This window comes from Pseudomonas sp. 1L-E-NC-VB-C3, assembly GCF_057291535.1.
Genome location: NZ_JBXAWD010000002.1, coordinates 108,296 through 123,799, shown reverse-complemented (window position 1 = coordinate 123,799; position 15,504 = coordinate 108,296). Strand labels below are relative to the sequence as shown.

General features: G+C 62.3%; 5 protein-coding genes. 4 read left to right on the top strand and 1 reads right to left on the bottom strand.

What is annotated here, in order from left to right:
• Window positions 1–126: 126 nt before the first annotated feature.
• The 4 genes from AC0Z5Z_RS03960 (at window position 127) to AC0Z5Z_RS03945 (ending at window position 2,817) form a co-directional block, all read left to right on the top strand.
• Complete coding sequence (locus tag AC0Z5Z_RS03960) at window positions 127–1,806, top strand: MFS transporter (RefSeq protein ID WP_130901568.1); 1,680 nt, start codon at window positions 127–129, stop codon at window positions 1,804–1,806.
• A 108-nt stretch (window positions 1,807–1,914) separates the two neighbouring features.
• On the top strand, window positions 1,915–2,133 hold the full coding sequence (locus AC0Z5Z_RS03955) for a hypothetical protein (protein WP_252876412.1): 219 nt from the start codon (window positions 1,915–1,917) through the stop codon (window positions 2,131–2,133).
• A 230-nt stretch (window positions 2,134–2,363) separates the two neighbouring features.
• Window positions 2,364–2,558 (top strand): type II toxin-antitoxin system RelB family antitoxin, encoded by a 195-nt coding sequence (gene relB, locus AC0Z5Z_RS03950; RefSeq protein WP_056789559.1) that lies wholly within the window; start codon window positions 2,364–2,366, stop codon window positions 2,556–2,558.
• Window positions 2,539–2,817 carry a type II toxin-antitoxin system RelE/ParE family toxin gene (locus AC0Z5Z_RS03945; protein WP_330219661.1) on the top strand — a complete coding sequence of 93 codons (279 nt, stop codon included), beginning with the start codon at window positions 2,539–2,541 and terminating at the stop codon, window positions 2,815–2,817. Before relB ends, AC0Z5Z_RS03945 begins: the two co-directional genes overlap by 20 nt.
• Window positions 2,818–2,873: 56 nt before the next feature.
• On the opposite strand, the gene AC0Z5Z_RS03940 is transcribed toward AC0Z5Z_RS03945, so the two are convergent.
• Window positions 2,874–15,359 carry a filamentous haemagglutinin family protein gene (locus AC0Z5Z_RS03940; RefSeq protein ID WP_485610722.1) on the bottom strand — a complete coding sequence of 4,162 codons (12,486 nt, stop codon included), beginning with the start codon at window positions 15,357–15,359 and terminating at the stop codon, window positions 2,874–2,876.
• Between the last annotated feature and the right edge of the window lie 145 nt (window positions 15,360–15,504).

The following is a 15,504-nucleotide window of genomic DNA, read 5'->3' as shown; positions in this document are numbered from 1 at the left end:
CTGCGAGGCGGTCAGACTGTGCAAGCTTCACGCTAGAGCAACGGCGGCAGATGCCAACGGGCCAGAGTGCGACAGGCAGTAACGGGGGACTCCGGCCTACAACAATAAGCACGACGGAGAACACCCATGGCCACAATCGACACAGCATCCACCGGCACACCGCCCCGCAGCGGCGGTATCACGAAGGAGGAGCGCAAGGTCATCTTCGCTTCCTCGCTGGGCACGGTTTTCGAGTGGTACGACTTTTACCTCTACGGCTCGCTGGCGGCGATCATCGCCAAACACTTCTTCGCCGGTGTCAACGAAACCACCGCATTCATCTTTGCCCTGCTGGCCTTCGCCGCCGGGTTTGCGGTGCGGCCGTTCGGCGCCATCGTCTTCGGGCGCCTGGGTGACATGATCGGGCGCAAACACACGTTTCTGATCACCATCGTGATCATGGGCGTGTCCACAGCAATCGTCGGTTTGCTGCCCGGCTACGCCACCATCGGCGTCGCTGCCCCGGTGATTCTGATCACCCTGCGCTTGCTGCAAGGCCTGGCGCTGGGTGGTGAATACGGCGGCGCGGCGACCTACGTCGCCGAGCACGCGCCACGCAACCGCCGTGGCTTTTTCACTTCGTGGATTCAAACCACCGCCACCCTCGGTCTGTTCATGTCGCTGCTGGTGATTCTCGCCTGTCGCACGGCGCTGGGTAACGAGGCGTTCGAGGCTTGGGGCTGGCGGATTCCGTTTCTGCTGTCGATCATTCTGCTGGCCGTGTCGGTGTACATCCGCCTGCAACTGAGCGAGTCGCCGGTATTCCAGAAAATGAAGGACGAAGGCAAGGCCTCGAAAGCGCCGCTGACTGAATCCTTTGCACGCTGGGACAACCTCAAAGTGGTGATCATGTCGCTGCTGGGCGGCACGGCCGGGCAAGCAGTGGTCTGGTACACTGGGCAGTTCTATGCGCTGTTCTTCCTGTTGCAAACATTGAAGATCGACGCGCAAACCGCCAACCTGCTGATCGCCGGATCGCTACTGATCGGCACACCGTTCTTCGTGATTTTCGGCAGCCTGTCCGATCGCATCGGGCGCAAACCGATCATCATGGCCGGGTGCATTCTGGCTGCTTTGACCTACTTTCCGATCTTTACTGCGCTGACCCAGTACGGCAACCCGGACGTGTTCGTCGCTCAGGAAAAAAATCCGGTCAAAGTGATCGCCAATCCTGATCAGTGTTCGTTCCAGTTCGATCCGGTGGGCAAGGCCAGATTCACCAGTTCCTGTGACTTGGCGAAAACCTTGCTGGCGAAACGCGCGATCCCGTACGAGAACGTCGCCGCCGAACCGAACACCGTCGCGCAGGTGCGCATCGGTGACCGCGTTGTCGAGAGCTTCGAAGGCAGCGCCCTCACCGCCGCCGACTTCAAGGCCCGCAACGACGCCTTCACCGCCAGCCTCGGCGCGGCGTTGAAAGACGCCGGTTATCCGGAAAAAGCCGATCCGGCGAAAATCAATTACCCAATGATGCTGCTCCTGCTTACCGTGCTGGTGATCTACGTGACCATGGTCTACGGCCCGATCGCCGCGTGGCTGGTCGAACTGTTCCCGACGCGCATCCGCTACACCTCGATGTCGCTGCCCTACCACATCGGCAACGGCTGGTTCGGCGGCTTCCTGCCGACCGTGGCGTTCGCCATGGTCGCCGCCACCGGTGACATCTACTACGGGCTCTGGTACCCGATCGTGATTGCAGTGGCGACGGCAATACTCGGCACGTTCTTCCTTCCGGAAACCAAGGATCGCGACATTCTCAAGGACTGAAAAAAGCCGCAGCGCCCTCTCCTGCCGGAGAGGGCCTCGCAGCTGAAAAATTTCGAACGTCTGCCGCCGCGCTGTCTCCAATGTGTACACCCACAGGAGGCCAGCGCCATGAACCCCAACGACGACAAAACTCCCAACGCCCCACCCACCGATGCCAACGGCAAACCGGTGAACGTGGTCGAGCGCGATCTGCAGGACCGCGACGGCAAAACCGAAGGCGTGGACAAAATCATCACGCCGTCTTCCACTCGGGTCAAAGAGCAGGAAGCTGAAGAGCTACAGCGCAAAGTCGATGAGATCGAGCGTAAGGTTGCAGACGGTAACTGAGTGCAGCGTGGCTGTGGCCGCGGCTTTGAGCGGCGGCTGTCAGTCCGGTGACCAAAAGCTGATTTCCTACAGAATTGAACTACACAGCTGATCGACTTCACGTGCATCACAAGCGAGGCGTCTGACAGATTTGCATCGTCTGTTTGCGGATGATGTCTCCCTCGTCCCGCCAGTGACGACAACGAGCCCACATCCCCTTAGACTGCTTCACATTGATCATGGAGGTCATGATGAGCGCTGAACTTTCACTTATCGTTTCAGACTTCGAAACCGAAGAAGAGGCTGCGGATTACGATCTTTGGTATCGCGCCAAGGTACAAGCCGCACTTGATGATCCACGTCCGCCTATCCCCCACGATGAGGCAATGGTGCTGCTAGGTCAGATGCTGGAAGAGAGACGCAAGAATCGACGCGCTGCCGGTTAGCTGGAGTAAACCGGCTCTTGGAGACCTGGCTGACATCATCGAATACGTAGAACAACGCAACACTGTCGCTTCAGTTGCACTGCACCAAAAGCTCAGCGCCGCAGCGCGAAGGCTTTCCTGGATACCGCATGGTTTCCGCTCCGGCCGAATACCGGGCACTCGCGAAATGGTCATCAACTCGAATTATTTACTGGTCTATCAGGTGACAGACCACATCAAAATTCTGACCGTGTTGCACGCCCGTAAAAAATATCCATAACCATTCATAAAAAAAGGCGGCCAACCGGCCGCCCAAACGTACTGCACGAGAGCCTTTTACAACGTCAGCTGCCCACGCTCCTCCTCGGTCAGCTGCTGCTTCGCCTGTTCATCCAATGCCCCGGCGCCTAGCACCTGCACCGGGCTGTCCGGGTTATAACCCGTCGCTGGCGCGCGACTGGCACCATCACGCGACGGCGCCAGTTGCTCGTTGCCGAAGCTGAGTACCTGCACGGTGAACACCGAGGCCTGGTTCTGCCGCGCCGCTGCCTGTTGCTGCCGGGCGACGTCTTCCGCCGCTTGCGTAGCGGAGGATGCCGCCGAACTGGCCGAGGTGATCGCGCCGGTGTTCACCGCCGACACCACCGGCACGCCGGTTGCCTTGCCCTGCACCGAAATGTTCGCGGCGTTGACCACCGTCAGCGCGGCGATGTTGACGTTGCCCGACACGCGAATCCCCGCCTCGCCGGCATCGATGGTGCCCAGTGGCGCGATCAGGTCGATGTTGCCCGGCGCCACTTCGGCGATCGGGTTGAGCGTGGCGATACCGGCGCCGGTGCTCGGCACCGACGGCGACAGCGTGACGTTGCCCCAGGTGTCGTAGACACGTTTTGGCGGTGTGTAGACCACGGTGGTTTTCGAGCCGCGACCGGCGTTGATATCGCCCTCGGCGGACCAGCCGAGAATCGAGCCGCCGAAGGTGGTCATGATCCGGCTCTGGCCGAGCAGGATGCTGCCTTGCGAGTACAGCTGAATGTCGCCCGAGCCTTGGGTGATGATCCCTGCCGTCGACGGCGGCGCCGCGCCTTCGATGCCGAACACCTGACCACCGCCCGGCGTGAGCATCTGGATATCGCCGCCAAACAGCGTCTTGACCCCGGCGCCGCCGTACATCGTGATATCGCCGTCGTAGCGAATCGGATTGCCGGCGACATCAGTGGTCGGGAACAGCGCCGCAATGGCGTTGCGACCGCGCAGGTAACTGCCAGTGCGTGGGCCATCGGCATCGGTGTATTCCAGGCCGCCGGCACGCAGTTCGGCGAAGTACACCTGGCGGGCGAAGATCGCCTGTTCGGTACTCGGCAGTGCGGCGAAGAAGGCTTGCGCCTGTTCGTCGCTACCCTTGAAGCCATAACCCAGGCTCAGCCAGCTCCGCAGTTCTTCGACGTAGGTCTTGACCACTTTGCCCGGCTGCGAGCTGAGGGCCACCGCTGAATCCGCTACGTTTTGCGGGTTCAGATAACGCGCAATGAACCGTGAGTAATCCGGCCCCTGCGCGCCCGCACCCGCTTGCATCACGATGCTCGCACCGGCGCGCTGATCACCTGCCACGACAGGGCCGAGGCTGGTGATGCTGGCGCGATCTTCCATCAGGATATTGCGCCCGGCATTGACGTCCAGAACACCCGGGCCGGCAATGTCGAAGCTGCTGTAGAGAATGTCTCGCCCGGCCGAAACCCGCGAAATGTCGCGCGCATCGTTATGCACGAACAGATTGCCGGTAGACGCGATCTGTTCGTTATTGCGACCCATGCCCCCAACGGGCGCAAACGTGGGTTGCCCCAAATTGGTACCGGACGCCACGATGTCACGCCCCGCCACCATCCACACCGGGCCTGCCGATTCATACCAGGTGCGCTTCGTGGTCGCGAACGCCAGCGTTTCGCCCGTGCGAATTCCTACCAGGTCACCGGTCAGTGCATAGAAGCGCGCCGGCCCCTGAACACTGCTAGACCCCGAGTAGCTATCGGGACCAAAGGCAAACAGTGGATAGCGCGAATTGGTTTGCGCCAGCACACCATCGCTGCCGGCGTTGGTCGTGATCGGCCGAGCGGACTGGTTGTTGCCGTAGCCATTGAACGCGGGTGCAAACGGTGTGGCGAGCGCCGCCGGGCTGGCCCCTGACTGGTTGATGGCGTAGCCGCCGGCATAGATCGAATCCCCAGCGATCAGTTCAAGCTGCCCCGCGCTGGAAGGTGCCAACAGCAATGACCAGGCCAGAGCCGGCGCCGGGTTGCCTATGCCGTAGGCCGCTGATGGTCCCGCATAAATCGAGCCCTGGCCGGCCACGGCACGCAATATCGAAGGAAAGACGAAGCGGTCATCGGTCGGTGACCCGTTAAGCCCGGCGACGGGGTCCTGCCCGGTGGTTTCCATCAACTGGGTGCTGGGCGTCAGGTTGCCGCCGGCCGAGAACAAATCGATGGCCGTGTGATCGGTCCACAGCGAGAAACCACTCAAACCGCCACCGGCATGGTAAATGCCATCCGCCGTGGTAAACGGTGTGGAGTTCTGCAACCTCACGCGGCCCGGATCGGCGGCGCCACCCAACACCAGATCGCCGCGGGTGTTGAGGCGCATGCCGGAGTCACCGGGAATCAGCACCAGCCCACCACTGGCATTACTGGCCGTCGAGTTGAACGGGTCGAAGGCGCGCGTTTCCCGTGGGTCATGAAACAGCGCCGAGGCGCCGTACTGCAGATTGATACCGCCCAACGCGGCGCCCGTCAGTTGCGCCGCACCGCGCAGGTTGATAAGCGCGCCCTGCAAGTCGTGCGTCGGCGTGCCGGTACCCGCCAGGCCGGCACGTGCCTGCAGAGACGGATTAAGGACACCGCCCAGACGAATATCCAGGTCTCCGCCACCGGTCAGTTGCAGGTTCCCGTCACTGTCCACGCGGCCCGTACTGCCGACAGCCACGATCAACCCCTGACTGCGAGGGTACGACGCATACCTGTCGTCGCCCATGGTCTTGAGCATGCCAGCATCCCCGCCGGCGCTCAGACTGATGTTGCCGCCGCCCAGCGTACCGAACCCGGTAAAGCCCACCAGATAAGGTCTGGTTTCCTCGCCCAGCGCTGGCAATGGCTGCGCAGCGTAGCTGCCGAAATTGATCCACCAGGCAGTCGGTACATCGTTGTTGCCGGTACCTTGGCGCCAGAGCCAATTGCCCACCGCCACACTCGGCACCTGCTCCCGCGTACCGTCGCCCGTGGCGACCGAACGACGGCCAAGCACGTCACCGTGCACAGACCCGCCGGAATTGATCGTCAGGTTACCGCCCATCTGCGGATACCAGGCCTGATAGAGGCTGGCACTGCCGCCATCGACCCATTTTTCGTAATCGCTGCCAGCGCTGCCCAATACCGAGCCATCAGCCGACAGCCTTCCGCGGGGCTGGTTATAACGCGCGTCGACGTCTGCCGATTGGGTGCCGGCGGTGTAGACGCCGAAAGGTGAGGCCATGCTCAGGTTACCGGCCGCCATCAAATCCAGGTCGCCGGTGCCAGTACGCAAAACGCTGAACATCTGCGTGTGGGCCTGGGCGCTCTTGCTCGGATTGTTTTCAATGCACAGTGCCGGGTCGATGGAGCACCAGAACAATTCGTCATCGTTCATCGGTGTGTAATCCGGCATGCCCATCCAGTTGCCAGGCGCCCACACACTGCGCGCCATGGGCGCGCAAGAACCGGGAGCGATATCACAGAGCACAAGGTATTCCTCGGGAACCGGTTCGTACGGTGTAAAGCCATACTCGTTATCCACCGCCCAGACCAGTTTGCCGGCCACCTCGATCATGCTCACACCATAGTGAGTGTCGGCCATCTGCAAGTTGCCAACGCTGGCCTGAGGTTTCACGCTACGGCTGTCGGCCGCGGTCAGATCGGCCCCTGCCACCATGCGCATCGACCACGACGCACTGCCCGCCGGCAGCATGCTGGCGATCGCCCAGTTTCGACCTTGCTGGTTTCCATTGGCAGGACGCAGGTCGAGGAATACCGTGCCATCGGCGAGCTTCACGTTGGTCATGGAGGGGATCAGCGAACCCCGCAACAGCGCCAACGTTCCGTTCAACACAACACCCACCGTTTTATTGTCGGCATCAACCGCACCCGGCAGCGGCACGCCTTTGGGCCAGAGCAGGGCCTGCAGTGCGGTGGCGTTGTGCAAGCGGATACCTGCACCCAAACGACTGCCGGCCGGCAGGGTCACAGCGTTGTCGAGCAACGTACCGGCGGCATACATCAGGTTACCCGCCGCGTCATGCACATCGCCGGCCAGCACCGTTCCACCCTGTAACACGTAAGGTGCGGCCAAAGTGCTCTGAACCGGCAACACCGTGCCCGCGGCCAGTGTGGCGGCTTGAATCGGCAGGTCGTAATTCAAGGTGGCGCCAACCGGAAAGAGCGTCCCTTCGGCAAGGCTGACACCACTGCCCGGTACGATCAGGTCACCGCCGAAAGGCTGTATCCCCGGCAACAGTTTCCAGCCAGCGTCGTCCACGGTTTCCGGCGGCGGTGCGAAACCGTCGTTGATGCTGCCGTAGATATCGAGGTTGCCACCGGCACGGATCAACAGGCTGCCCGCTTCCCCGCTGCCATACACCGAGGTCCGTCGAGTGGGCGGGTTGAGGCTGGCGTAACGGTAGCCGGACAAGTCGAGATCGCCCTGCACCACCAGATCGCCGTCAGCGGTTTTGCTGACGATTTCCACCCCCGGGCGCAGATGAAACGCATCGGCATAGGTCGCATTGTTGAGGCCGGCCAGTTTGCGTTGTAGCAGATCACTGTTACCCAGCGCCGCATCGATAAAGCCGCTGCTGTCTGAGTGAATGCGATCCAGGTAGGCTTGATCGATCACTTGATACGGGCGACCGCTGGCCGCCGGATCGGTGCCATCGGCAGCATCACTGTAACTTCGCACGGCATTCAGCCCGATGGAGCGGGCACCTTGGATACTCAACGTACCGCTGGCATCCACCGCAATGTCACCGCCGCCCAGACGCGGTGCATTCAGCTCCAGCGTCCCACGCAACACGTCATCGCGTTGTCCCGCCTGGTTTCCAGGCACGGCATCGGTGCCGTGACGCAGATCAATCCGTACACCAGCGGCCAGCGTGAGCACGCCGTCACCTGAATTGAGTTCAACCATGGCGCGGTTCGGTGCGTCGATGATTTTGCCGTAGCTGTCGACGCGCAGTACGCGGCCATGGGCATCGAGCAGCGCGTTGCCTGTCAGGTTCAAACCGTTTTTGCCGGCAAGGCGAATGCTGCCGACCCGTTCACCACTGGCATCGATCACCCCGTCCACGGTCAGGTTGCCATTGTCCACCGAGACATTGACTTGGCCCGCTTTGAGTTCGTTACCGATACGCAGATTGCCCTGCTTGAACTGGAAGCTTCGACTGCCCACTACCCCGCCGGCATTCAAGCGCAGGTTAAGGCTGGCAAAGGCCTCGCTCAAATCACCCGCCAGGCGCTGGGCGCGAATGTCCACGCCAGCGGCCTTGTACGGCACCCACGTACCGCCCGCGTCGTAATAGCCACTGCTGCTGCCGACAATCTGCCCTTGCAGATCAACCTGTCCAGCGTCAGTGGCCAGGGCCACAACGTTCAATTGCCCGGCCTGATTGTTGACGGCGGACAGATCGATTCGCGAGCCCGCCGACTGACGAATATTGCCGTTGTTGCTCTGCAACGACACGTCGCCGCCCCAGCTGTATTTCTGCACATCATTGAACGGCAGAACCCGGCCCGCCATGTCCACCTGCGCGCCGCTGCCAAGCAGCAGATCATCTTCGGCATTGACCAGCAGCTTACCGCTGGCGAGGACGATGCGACTGTCGAGCACAACACTGCGTGCCGTCAGGCTCAGTTGCGCACCGAGGGCATCCGCGGCAGCCGTTGTGGCGCTACCACTCAGAGTCAGGTTGTTGCCCGCCTTGAGTTCACTGACCGAGGCGGCCTCGCCGGTCAGCAATGGCGTGCGCAGATTGAGATTGCCGCCGCTGTAACTGAACCCCTTGACCGCGTCATAAGCTCCTTGGGATTCGTACACCGCCAGGCTGCCCTTGTGGTTGGCGGTGATGCGCTCGCTGGCGTTGAAGTTGACGTCGGCAAATCCCAGGGCCAGTCGGTTATTGCGATCCAGGCCATTGGGCTGCGGGTTCGGGCCATAACCCAATTCGATCCGCTGCGCCTGAATATCCAGCGTGCCGTGCCCGTTGCCGGCGCCGTCGTTGACCACCGTACCCGGGGCCTGAGTCGCCCCGTTCCAGATCAGATTGCGGGTGCGGATCGTCGCGACATCGGTGGCAGCGCCCGAGCCGTAGATAGCCGGGCTACCCAACACCAGATTCTGCAAACGGCTCTGGCCGGTCTGCGGATCAATGGTGTCGAGGGTCACGCTGCCGAAAAAGTTGAACGCATCGCGGGCCACCAGACTCAGGGTTTCCAGCGCGGGGGCGCCAGATTGCGTGTCGCCCTGCAACAGGCGATCCAGCACGTTCTGGTTAAGCGTCAGGCCCGCGGGTGTGCGGCCGCTGGCTGCGGCCAGTGCTTGCGGACTGCCGGCATTGACCACACCGACTGAAAGCCCGAGTTGGCGAGTGCCAAAGCGCACGCTTTCGCCCAGTTCGAAGTTTTTGTCAGTGGCGGCGATGATGCTGCCGTTGGAGTACAGCAACGCCGCAGCGGTGCAATCGGCCGTCGGACAGTTGCCGATACGAATGCTCCCGCCCCCGCCATCGGAGGGCGCAAGCACCGGCGTCCAGCCGTTGGACACCACCAGCAGGCTGGAGCGCCCCGGTTCGTAGACGAAACCGGCTGCGGCATCATACGGGACGTTACCTCGCCCCAAGGTATTGACCCCCGCTCCCGCATCGATGGTGATGCCGCCATTGGCGCTGTTACTGCTCAACACAACCTCTGGCGCCGAGAGGATCGCGCCTTCGCGCAGACGAATCGCCGAGGTATTGCCGATCACCTTGATCGAGCCGCCCTCCGAACCGTAATACACGGTTGGGGTGCCACCGATGGTCAAACGTCCGGCATTCAAGCGGTTGAGGGTGTCGGCGTACAGCGATACACCGTCGAACCCTGGCGTTCGCGTATGCCCGGCACCGAGAATTTCAAACTCTGCGCCGGTATAACCGCCCTGAACGACCGCCGTACCAATAACCCCGCCGCTGGCAGGTTTGAACAGCACCTGCCCGTTGAAATCCAGGGCTGAGTCGTGCTCGCCGCCACTGACCATGCGCAGGTGCAGCGTGTTGCCGTCCAGCGGCGTGCGGGCGCGCGGCAGACCGCGGCGGGCAGCATCGTTGAGCACAAATTGGCTGAACCCGGTTTCGTTGTACTGTGAATAGCGCCGCAGCACATCGGCAGACGTCACGATGACCTGGCTGGGCAAACTGTCGCGGATACCGGTGTTGGCAATCGACAGCTGTCCGGCCGTGGTCCACGAGCCATTGCGCAACTTCAACGCACTGTCCATCGGCCCCGCAATCGCTTGACCATTGATTTCGACCCGGAAGGCGCCCGGTAACAAGGCAAAGGTCGATGGCAACAAGGTGTAGGTGCCGGGTGCCAGTCCGGCAACGCCGGTCCCGAGGGTGATCTGCTGGCCGATACGCGGATCGACCGCGCCGGCCTCGGCCAGCATCGGCGCATAGCGGCTCTGGTCACCGGCCACGATTGCATACACGGGGTTATTGGCCAGCCCCGGCAAACTGAAGGTGCCATCGGTGGCATTGCGTACCAGCGGATTGAAACGCGCATCGGTGGAGCCACCTCGTCCGGAGACAAAACCGGCACCGCGCAAATCGCCGCCGCCCGAAAGGTCGATCACCGCCCCGGCCTGCACATTGGTGTATTGCGCATCAAGGATGACCCCGGAGGTCGCTCCGGCGATGCCATTCAACATCACCGACTTACCGTTGTACCGATAGTCGATACCGTCGGTGGTTCCTCCATAGGGCATGACCAGTCCGGCGGCGCTGACTGAAGTCACGCTGCCCGGCAGAAGGTGAAGTTCACGGGTTTTGACAATGACGTCATCACCCAGGGATATCAGCCCCAAGGGCGCACGAATGACGCCGCCCTGCTCGATCTGTCCCGCACTGAGTGTCAGGCTGCCGAACACCGAGTAAGGCAAAGCGGTCGGCGCCGCCCCGTGATTGCCGATACGCAACGTATGCTCCGGCACCGATCCGGCCATACTTTGATAGCCCACTCGCACCTCAGCCGAGACGCCACTGGCCGGGTAGATCTGCGCAGCCCGCATGTGCATGTCACCCGCAGTCCACAGACGGCTGCGCTGCTGTTCATCGGTTGGCGCGAGGAAGCGCAGGTCGCCCTGGCTGTCGAGCGTGACCAGACCAAAGCCACGGCGGCTGACCGTCAGCGCCGGTGCGGCCGATTGCACGAGAGTCCCTTCGGTGCCGAATGAAAGCGAGTTGCCCACGTCCAGCAGGTTCGCGCTGGCGGTGAATTGCGCGCCGGACAACTGCGCTGTCGGATTGCTCATCACCCGCGGACGCACTTTGACTTCCGAGCTCAAATAGGTGCCCAGCCCTGACAGGCGCAGGTAAGGTGCGCTGAGGTTGACCCGGGCGCTGTCACTCGCCGACTCGGCCAATGAAAGAGAACCGGCGAACAGGCTCAGGCCCTGCCCCATATGCAGGTCGACATCGCCATCGAACGTCATCAGACCGTTGCTCAGCAGACTCACGCTGCCGAAGCCACCGCTCATCAGTTGATCGGCACTCAAGCGTGTACGCCCGTAGCGTAAAAGTGGCGAAGCCTCACCCGCTCGCAGCGGCTGCGGCAGTGCCGGCGCTGGCCCTTGGCCAATGATCATTTCACGCGGCACGCGCACCGCATTGCTCAAGTTCGCGGGACCGTACGCCGGTGTATCCAGAGCGATCTCCAGACGCCCGCCCGCCGCACCTGCACCGCCAGCATTGGCCTGCAGACTGCCCTCGATGAACAGACCATTGTAGGAACTCAGGGTGATCCGTCCGCCATCGGTGGCCACACGAGCGGGGCCTTGCCCACCGCTATCGAGCACGGCTTGCGCACCGGACGCTTCCAGTCGCGCACCTTGGCGGATGATGACGTAAGCATCGGCAGCGGTCGCCGTGATTTTCTTCACATCAATCTCGCCACCGACAATGATCGAGCCACCCTTGCCAACCTGGCCGTAGACGCGGCCCAGCGCATCGACAGCGGTCGCTGCCCGACCGGCAACATCGATCAAGGCATGTTCACCGATCCAGATCGAACGGTTGTGCGGGGTAGGATCGGCCTCTTGCAAGGACGTCGCCACATCAATCGCGCCGAACTGCTGTTGACGGATATCGACAATACCGCCCCAGGCGTTGAGTTCACCATCAAGCGTGATCTGGCCTGCCCCGCGCAAACCGATGCGCTGGCCGGGATCGACACTGATCCGTGAGCCTTCGCCAATCGACAACGGACTGCTGGCGGGATCAATCAAGCCAGCAAGCGTCGCGCCGGCCTGCAATGCGACAGAAGCGCCGGCCCTTTGCGTCAAGACGCCCTTGAGCGGGTCTTCCTGGAATAACGCGGGCGTCCATAGCTCCAGCGCAGCGCGCGGCGACATACCGGAGACAATGGTCGAGGCGGATTCGCCAAATCGATAGACCGGCATCTGCACATCGATCGCGCTTTGCGCGGCGACCTCCAGCCCCTTCAGACCGATGATGTTGTAGGCGCTGAACCCCGTGCGGAACAGCTCCGGCGTCAGGCGCAGGGTCTGTTCTTCGGACACTTCGCCGGAAGCGCCGATCCGCACCTTGCTGGCCTGCACGGTCAAGGTGCCGCCGCCGTTCACGCCATAGCCCTGCACCTCGCCATCGAGCACCATGCGCGACTGGCCTGGCGCACTGTTGGCGCTGGATTCAAGCGTCACGTCGCCACCCTTGCCGCCACGCATCTTGCCGTTGGCCAATACCGCACCGCCCGACGAAACATCGACCAGACTGCCACTGGCCAGCAGAATGTCGCCGGTACTGCGGATCGACACCGTCCCGCCATTGAGGTACGCCAGGCCGCCCGCGTCGTCCGGGTTACTCGACAGGTTGCGCCACAGACCGCGCGTCTGCAGCTGCACACCCTGCGCAACCGTCACTCGCGCTTGCTTGCCTGCTGAAACCTGGAGACTGGTGTCATCACGCCGATCGGTGGCGAGCTGGTTCAAAACGTTGCCCAATTGCAGGCTGCCGCCTTGCGCAATCAGATCGGCATTGACCTGCACGTCAGGGCTGAACAGGGTGATGTTGCCACCGTGATCCACCGTCACGCCTTCATTGACTTCAATCGTGTTTTTCGCCGAAATCTTCAGCGCGCCCAGCGCGAAACCATTGAGCAGCCCGGCATCGAGGAACAGTTTGCCTGCGCGTTCTGCCGCGACCGCATCGGTCAGCCCTGCGTTCGCTACGCTGGCATGCGCGCCCCCCACTTGCACCTGATCGAGCAACGGGTCGAGTTGATAGAGCAGGCCGGCACTGGCAGCGACATAAGCAGCATCGTAACTGCCAACCACCAACTGCCCTCGCCGCGCCCGGGCGGTCTGGGTCTGGGCATAGCCGTCCAGACCTGCCCGCGGTGCCTGGATTTGCCGTTCGCCCTGAAACACCTCACCCAACAGCTGGCCATCCAGCACGGCGTTGCCCGTGGCGATCACCAACTGGCCGGCATCCCGGCCAACGGTGTACCCCGCCTCCTGGCGACGCGTCGGCGCGATCAGCGGGCTATAGAAATAATCCGTCTGGCCCCAGCGCTCGCTGTGACTTTCGTAACCTTTGTAAAGACCGTTGTAGAGAATATCGCCCGGCGCACGCGACACTTCGTATAACCGCCCGTCCGCACCGCGCAGCCAGCTCTGGCGAATCTCGCCGCCCTGCACATCAAGCGTGCCGCCGGACACATTGATCAGCGAACCTTTTTCGCTGATCACGTCCTTTCCGGAAAACCGCACCTCACCGCCCTGCGCCATCCATTCACCAACGCCATGGCCCTGAGTGCCGAGGTATCCGCCGACCTCCAACAACCCACCGGCGGTGTACCAGCGGTCGGTGGCGTAACCGTTGGTGCCCGCCGGCACGAATACCAGCTCACGGACATCGACCCAGATGTCGTTACTGTTGAGCGCGCCGCTCTCGCGATTGACCGGCGCATCACGCTGCTCGTTGCCCTGGACGTTGATCTTGATGTTGTTGTTTGCCATCGCCACTTTGACGCCGAGGGCGCCGGACACGTCGATCACCGCCCCCTCGCGCAATAGACTGCGCTGTCCGGCGGCAACCGCCACCTGCCCACCGGTGGCAAGGGTGATCGAGCCGCTTTTGAATTCGACGGTGCCGCCGCTGCCGATGTCGATGCGTGACTGATCGCTGCGGATCCGGTTGTTGGCATTGACGCCGGTCAGCGCCGCCTCGCGCTGGCTGTCCAGGGCCGTGAGATCACTGCTGTCGAGCAGAATCGCACTGACGCCATTTTCGCCCAGGGTCACACGGCCTTGGGCATCGCTGGCCGGATTGAGCAGATGCACGGTGCCGCGCGTCGCCACCGAAGTGCTCGCCAGCAGCACACCGTTTTGCACAACATCGCGGCCGGTCAGGGTGATGTCGCCGGTGGATGCCTGGATCAGGCCGGTGTTGCTGACTTTGCCCGAGCTGTCAGCCTTGAAACCGGGAATGACCTCACTGCCGAAAGTGGTTGAATAACCATTGCCGTCAGTGCCCGAGCCCTTGCGGATATAGAAACGGTCCCCCGCACCCAGCACCGTCTGACCTTTGGCCGTACTGATCGAGCCGTCGTTCTGCACGTCCTGGCCGAGCAGCAAGGTATAGCCGCCGGCGTCGGTGGAGAGCGCAGGTTGATGCGTTTGTATGGTTGCGCCACGCTCCACCAGGACTTTGCCAGCAGCGTCGGTAAAGGTTGGCTGACTGCCGGTGCTGTCGAAATACAGACCCCGATCGCGAAATTGTGCATCGGTCATGTTCGCGGCTGCCGCTACCAGATTTCGTACATTGACCTGGCTGCCACCGCTGAAGACGATGCCGTTGCGGTTGATCAGCATCACCGTGCCGTCCGCTTTGATCTGCCCCTGAATCTGGCTGGCCCGTGCGCTCGGATCGTTGACGCGATTGAGCACCGCCCAGTTGGCCTGCTGGGCAAATTCCACTGTGGTATTGCGGCCGACGTTGAACGTTTCCCAATTGAGAATCGCCTTGTCGGCGGTCTGCTCGATCTTCACCGTGGTCTTGCCGTCGGCCTGGGTTTGTTGCGGGCCTTTGGCGTTCATCCAGCCCTGGCTCAGGCTGTTATCGACCTTAAGGCCGCCCTCGCCCAATCCGTCCGGAACCACTTGCAAACTGCCCAATGCGGCGGCACGTCCAGCGGCTTGTGCGGCCTGCTGAGCGGCAATCGCTGCAACGGTGTTATTGAGTGTCTGCAAAGAGCGCTGCAACTGCTGGCTGGCCCGTTGCTGCTGTGCCAGCGGTGGGGTCATCCCCGGCAGACCGCTCCCACCCGGACGCGACGCCGAAGCCTGCTGCGCTGCGCCCTTCGCGGCAAACCAGGTGGAACTGAACGCTGTCGCCGCCTCGGCACTGCCCGCCACCAGACACAAGGCGACAGCTTGCGCCAATGGCTTGAGCAGCCACTGTGCGGGATCGCCCGCGCCACGTTTGATCGGCCGGATACGGTTACTGTGACGGGAGGTGCGAGCAAGCATCACTACAGGTCCTTTTGGGTGGCAGGTCGGATCAGCCCTGCTGTTACGACATAGGCAGTTGGCGAGCCTCACGACCGAACGGATGTCACACAAACTTCATGTTCGAGGAGTAAATCGGCAAAAAAAAACAGCAGCCCGAAGGCTG

Coding starts and splice junctions, on each gene's coding strand:
- relB (WP_056789559.1), top strand. CDS start 2,364: ATGAGCGCTGAACTTTCACTTATCGTTTCAGACTTCGAAACCGAAGAA.
- AC0Z5Z_RS03940 (WP_485610722.1), bottom strand. CDS start 15,359: ATGCTTGCTCGCACCTCCCGTCACAGTAACCGTATCCGGCCGATCAAA.
- AC0Z5Z_RS03960 (WP_130901568.1), top strand. CDS start 127: ATGGCCACAATCGACACAGCATCCACCGGCACACCGCCCCGCAGCGGC.
- AC0Z5Z_RS03955 (WP_252876412.1), top strand. CDS start 1,915: ATGAACCCCAACGACGACAAAACTCCCAACGCCCCACCCACCGATGCC.